The organism is Roseovarius sp. (assembly GCF_018066915.1).
Lineage (GTDB): Bacteria > Pseudomonadota > Alphaproteobacteria > Rhodobacterales > Rhodobacteraceae > Roseovarius.
Genome location: NZ_JAGPVV010000136.1, coordinates 1 through 5,543, shown reverse-complemented (window position 1 = coordinate 5,543; position 5,543 = coordinate 1). Strand labels below are relative to the sequence as shown.

Annotated in this window: 5 protein-coding genes; 2 read left to right on the top strand and 3 right to left on the bottom strand. The window is 65.0% G+C overall.

Features of this window, described 5'->3' with window-relative positions:
* Positions 1-130 (bottom strand): GTP-binding protein (locus KBT70_RS07540; RefSeq protein WP_296630688.1); only part of this gene is annotated, 130 nt, incomplete at its 3' end.
* Positions 131-240: 110 nt separating this feature from the next.
* Complete coding sequence (locus KBT70_RS07535; RefSeq protein WP_296630685.1) at positions 241-978, bottom strand: hypothetical protein; 738 nt, start codon at positions 976-978, stop codon at positions 241-243.
* Between the two features lie 118 nt (positions 979-1,096).
* Between KBT70_RS07535 and KBT70_RS07530 the strand changes: the two genes are divergently transcribed.
* Positions 1,097-2,467 (top strand): cytochrome P450, encoded by a 1,371-nt coding sequence (locus KBT70_RS07530; RefSeq protein ID WP_296630682.1) that lies wholly within the window; start codon positions 1,097-1,099, stop codon positions 2,465-2,467.
* 12 nt (positions 2,468-2,479) lie between these two features.
* Here KBT70_RS07530 and KBT70_RS07525 read toward each other — a convergent pair whose 3' ends face one another.
* Positions 2,480-3,640: a M20 aminoacylase family protein gene (locus KBT70_RS07525; RefSeq protein WP_296630681.1), complete on the bottom strand. Its 1,161-nt coding sequence runs from the start codon at positions 3,638-3,640 to the stop codon at positions 2,480-2,482.
* 175 nt (positions 3,641-3,815) lie between these two features.
* Between KBT70_RS07525 and KBT70_RS07520 the strand changes: the two genes are divergently transcribed.
* Positions 3,816-5,543 (top strand): DEAD/DEAH box helicase (locus tag KBT70_RS07520; protein ID WP_296630678.1); only part of this gene is annotated, 1,728 nt, incomplete at its 3' end.

Sequence of the window (5,543 nt, the reverse complement as noted above, 5' to 3'; positions counted from 1 at the left end):
GATCATAGGCCTTGAAATCGCCAAAATACTTGGTGATCGCCGCCGTCAACGTCGTCTTGCCGTGGTCAACGTGACCGATCGTGCCGATGTTCACATGCGGCTTGGTACGTGCAAACTTTTCCTTTGCCATATTTCAGGACGCCTTGTCAGTTGGGGGGCCGCGGTGGCCCGAGGGTTACATCGCGCGCCGTTTATTGGGTTGCGCCGGGAAAATCAAGCCTTACCTCGCCGCCTCTCGCTTCACTCGGCGGGGGCCGGTGCGACCTCCGGCTCCTCGATCACTTCGGCTGCGGCGTTGGCGAGATTGGCGGCGCTTGGGGTCTCCGCCGGGGCCGGTGCAGGCGCATCCTCGGACAGGGTGGCAGGGACGATGGTCGCCTCTGCCTGAGGGGCCTCTGCCTGCCGCGCCGCGGGGCGCGGTTTGTCATTGGCGGGCACGCCGTCATCCTCGAACCAGCCGAATTCGTTGTTCTGCTGCACAAGCCAGTTCTGGATCTGCTTGGCCGCGTTGCGGCTGAGGTTCTCGAGTTGCTTTTCCTTGCTCTGGGTCAGGCCCGAGCCAAGGAAGGTATTGCCCGAAAAACTCTCGACCACCGTCACAAGATGCGGCTTGTCGTTGAGTTTGCTGGCCTTCGCATCATCCCATGCCGTGACATTCAGGATCAGCGCCGATTTGGGCGAAGCTACAAGCGGCACGCCCGGAATGGCCAGCACATAGCCTTCGACACTCACCCCCAGATGATAGAGCTTGGTGCCCTCGTAGCGCCCGAAGCGATCCGTCATCGCCTCGGTCATCGCCGCAATCCACTCCTCCTTGGAGGCCTCGCGAGAGGCTGGGCCCTTGGTCAGGTTCGGTGCCACCACGACATTATGCCCGAGGTGAAAGTTGCCCAGATAGGCCGGGGCCTCGTCCAGATCGTTGGGATTGGTGCAGGCGGCCATCAGGACAAGCCCGAAGAGCGCGAGGATACGGATCATCAAGGCATTCCCCAGAGGTAAGAGTTCGGGCAGGGATAGCCCAGACGACGCGCCTGCGCAATCATTTGCCCCCGCCCCCCCTGCGCCCTATCTATGAGGCAACGCGTAGAGGTGCCCAATGCCGCCGATCCCCCAACAGACGCTCGACTGCCCGCCCGTGCATGTGCCCTTGGTGACAGAGCCTATGGGCGTGCTGGCCAGCCTCAAGGCCGCGAGGCGCAACATCCTGTCGATCATCCCCGAGATTGCCACCCGGCAGCCCATGGTCTCGGGGCGCACGGGCAAGCGCTGGCATATGGTGATGGACCCCGGCGCAATCCGGCGGATGCTCTTGGAAGAGCTGGATAATTACCCCAAATCCATCGTCACCAAGAACCTCCTGCGCCCCGCCATCGGCGAGTCGCTGTTTATCGCGGAGGGCGCGCATTGGCGGTGGCAGCGACGCACGGCGGCACCGGTATTCTCGCATCGCAACGTGATGAACCTTGCGCCGATCATGACCGCCGCAGCCGAGCAGAGCGCCGCGCGTGTGGCGGCAGCAGGCCCGCGCGCGGTGGATATGGCCGCCGAGATGGTGCGCACCACCTTTGACGTCATCGCCGATGTGACCTTTTCGGGCGATGGCATGTTCGATGTGAATGCCGTGCATCGCGGCATCGACGCCTATATCGCCGAGGCGGGCAAAATCTCGCTCTTTGACATTCTCGGGTTTCCGGACTGGGTGCCGCGTCCGGGGCGGGTGATGTCGGGCGGGTCCGTGGCCGAGATGAAGCGTGTGGCCGATCAGGCCGTCGAGGCGCGGCGCGCGCGTGGATCAGAGGGCGTGCCTGACCTCCTTGATCTCTTGCTCGAGGGCGAGGACCCGGAAACAAAACGCCGGATGAGCACTCCCGAGTTGCGCGACAACCTGCTGACCTTCATCGTGGCGGGGCACGAGACAACGGCGCTTACACTGGGCTGGTCGCTCTATCTCTGCGCCTATGATCAGGCCGTGCAGGAGCGCGCCCGCGCCGAGGCGCACTCCGTGCTCGGCGGCCGCGCGGCCACCGGTGCGGATGTGGCCCGCCTGCCCTATATCCGCCAGATCATCGACGAAGCGCTGCGCCTCTATCCGCCAGCGGGCATCATTTCACGCACCGCGCAGGTGGCCGATACGCTCTGCGGGCGCGACATTCGCGCCGGGGATACCGTGATCATCCCGATCTATGCGCTGCACCGCAACCACCTCTTGTGGCCAGAGCCGGACCAGTTCAACCCGGACCGCTTTGCCGACCGCAAGAGTATCGAGCGTTACGCCTACCTGCCCTTTGGCGACGGGCCGCGTATCTGCATCGGGGCCAGTTTCGCGCTGCAAGAGGCAGTCATCATCCTCGCCACCCTGCTCTCCCGGTTCCGGTTCACCCCGGTGCCGGGGCGTGACCCCGACCCGGTGATGATCCTGACCCTGCGGCCACAGGGCGGCGTCTGGCTGATGGCCGAGCCGCTCTGAAGGCACCCCGGATCAGGCCGGCATGCGTTCTTCGACAATCCCCGCCCACCAGCTACAGCCTGCCGGGATGGCCTCGTCGTTGAAATTGTAATCGGGGCTGTGGACCATCGCCGTATCGCCATTGCCCACAAGGATATATGCACCGGGACGCTCTTCGAGCATGAAGGCGAAATCCTCGCCGCCCATGACCAAGGGCGCCTCTTCACAGCCGCCGCTGACCTTGGCCGCAACGCGGGCTGCAAACTCTGTCTGTTCGTCGTGGTTGATCATCACCGGATAGCCTCGGTGATAGCTGACCTCGGCGCGGCCTCCGAACCCTGCCGTCACATGCTCGCAGAGCGCGCGAATGCGGCGCTCGGCCAGATCGCGCATCTCGGGGCTCATGGTGCGGACAGTGCCACGCAGATGCACCCCTTGCGGGATCACGTTGAACGCGGTCGAGGAGGTCTGAAACGATGTGACCGACACGACCACCTGATCCACCGGATCGGCATTGCGGCTGGCAATGGTCTGCAACATCGTCACCAGATGCGCGGCCATGACGGTCGTGTCCACGGTCTCGTGCGGCTTGGCGGCATGCCCACCCTTGCCCGTAAGCGCGATGTCGAATTGATCGGTCGCGGCAAAGAAAGCACCGGGGCGAATGGCAAAGCTGCCCACGGGTTTGCCGGGCCAGTTGTGCATACCGTAAACCTCTTGGATGCCAAAGCGGTCCATCATGCCATCTTCGCACATCTCGCGGCCCCCGGCGCCGCCCTCTTCGGCGGGCTGAAAGATCACCACGGCTGTGCCATCGAAATTGCGGGTCTCGGCCAGATATTGCGCCGCGCCAAGCAGCATCGCGGTATGCCCGTCATGGCCGCAGGCGTGCATCGCGCCGGGGGTCTTGCTGGCATAGTCCACGCCGGTCGCCTCATGGATGGGCAGCGCGTCCATGTCGGCGCGCAGGCCGATCACCCGGCCTGAGGCCGTGCTGCGGCCTTTGATAACCCCCACGACGCCGGTGCGCCCGATCCCTGTCACCACCTCGTCACAGCCAAAGGACTTGAGCTTTTCCGCGACAAGCGCGCTGGTGCGATGCGTCTCGTAGAGGATTTCGGGATGGGCGTGGATATCGCGACGCCATTCTGTTATGTCATTGTGCAATTCGGCAAAGCGGTTCTTGACGGGCATCGGTCAGCCTCCTGTTCGCAAATTCGGGGTTTTGCCCTACCGTGGCGCAATCCCGGCGCGACCACAAGAGGCAGCGCCGGTGCCGCGCATTTGCCATATACAAGAGCGCGTGACTGAGCTATGCGTCGCGGCTTGACGCGCAAGCCGCACCCCTTTTTCGGAACCGACCTCCCTCATGATCCTGCCTGCCCTCTCCAATGCTCTTGCCGCGCGCGGCTATGAAACCCTGACTCCGGTGCAAGAGGCGGTGACGGACCCTGCTCTGGCTGGCTCTGACCTCTTGGTGTCGGCCCAGACCGGATCGGGCAAAACCGTGGGTTTTGGTCTTGCGATTGCGCCAACGCTGCTGGATGGCGCGGACCGCCTGCCGCCCGCCGCAGCGCCGCTTGCGCTAATCGTGGCACCGACGCGCGAATTGGCGTTGCAGGTGATGCGTGAATTGAGCTGGCTCTATGCCGAAGCAGGAGCGCGGCTTGCGACCTGTGTGGGTGGCATGGATGCCCGCGATGAGCGGCGCGCGCTGGAGCGCGGCGCGCATATCGTCGTAGGCACGCCCGGACGGCTCTGTGACCATATCAATCGCGGCTCGCTCGACATGACCAGCCTGCGCGCCATCGTGCTCGACGAAGCCGATGAAATGCTCGATCTCGGCTTTCGCGAAGACCTCGAATTCATGCTCGCCGCCGCCCCCGAGGATCGCCGCACGCTGATGTTCTCGGCCACCGTGCCGCCGATGATCGCCAAACTGGCCGAAAAATTCCAGCGCGATGCGCAGCGCGTGACCACCCACACCGGGGCCAAGCAACATGCCGACATCGCTTATCAGGCGCTGACTGTGGCGCCCCACGATGCCGAAGGTGCGGTGATCAACCTCTTGCGCTATCACGATGCGCAGAACGCCATCGTTTTCGCCAACACCCGCGCCATGGTCGCCCGTCTGACCGCGCGTCTGGCCAATCGCGGCTTTGCCGTGGTGTCGCTCTCGGGGGAACTCAGCCAGACCGAACGCACCCATGCCCTGCAAGCGATGCGCGACGGGCGCGCAAGGGTCTGCGTGGCGACCGATGTCGCGGCGCGCGGCATCGACCTGCCCAACCTCGATCTGGTGGTGCATGCCGAACTGCCCACCAATTCCGAAGGTCTCTTGCACCGCTCCGGTCGCACGGGCCGCGCCGGGCGCAAGGGCATCTCTGCCCTGATCGTCCCGGTCAAATCGGCGAACAAGGCCGAGCGTCTGCTCAAATTCGCCAAGATCACCGCCGAGTGGACCACGCCCCCCACGCCCGAGGATATCGAGGCCAAGGATCGCGAGCGGCTCTTGTCCGATCCGGTCTGGTCCGAGACACCGTCCGAGACCGAAGGCGCCTTTGCCGCCGAGTTGCTGGCGCTGCATAGCCCCGAGGTGATCGCCGCCGCCTATCTGCGGCTCTACAAATCACGCTGGTCCGCGCCCGAAGAACTGAGCACGCCCGGCGCAGCCGCCCCCGTGCGCGAGCGCGCCGCCTTTGGCCCTAGCCGCTGGTTCGCGCTATCGGTCGGCAACAATGACCGGGCCGAGGCGCGGTGGTTGCTGCCGCTTCTCTGCCGCGCGGGCAATATGGACAAATCCGCGATTGGGGCCATTCGCGTGCAGGCCTCCGAGACCTTTGTCGAACTGGCCGAGGCCGCCGTGCCGGGCTTTTTGTCAGCACTTGGTGAGGGCGGCCAATTGGATGAGGGCATCATCGCTCGCGCCTTGGACAAAGCCCCCGAAATGGGACCTGCCCCGCGCGCACCGCGCGACGACCGGCCCGAGCGTGCGCCGCGCGCGCCGCGCGAAGATCGCCCCGAACGCGCCCCGCGAGAGGATCGCCCGGCCCGTGCCCCGCGTGAGCAGCAGGCGAGCCGAGAGCATCACGCCCCG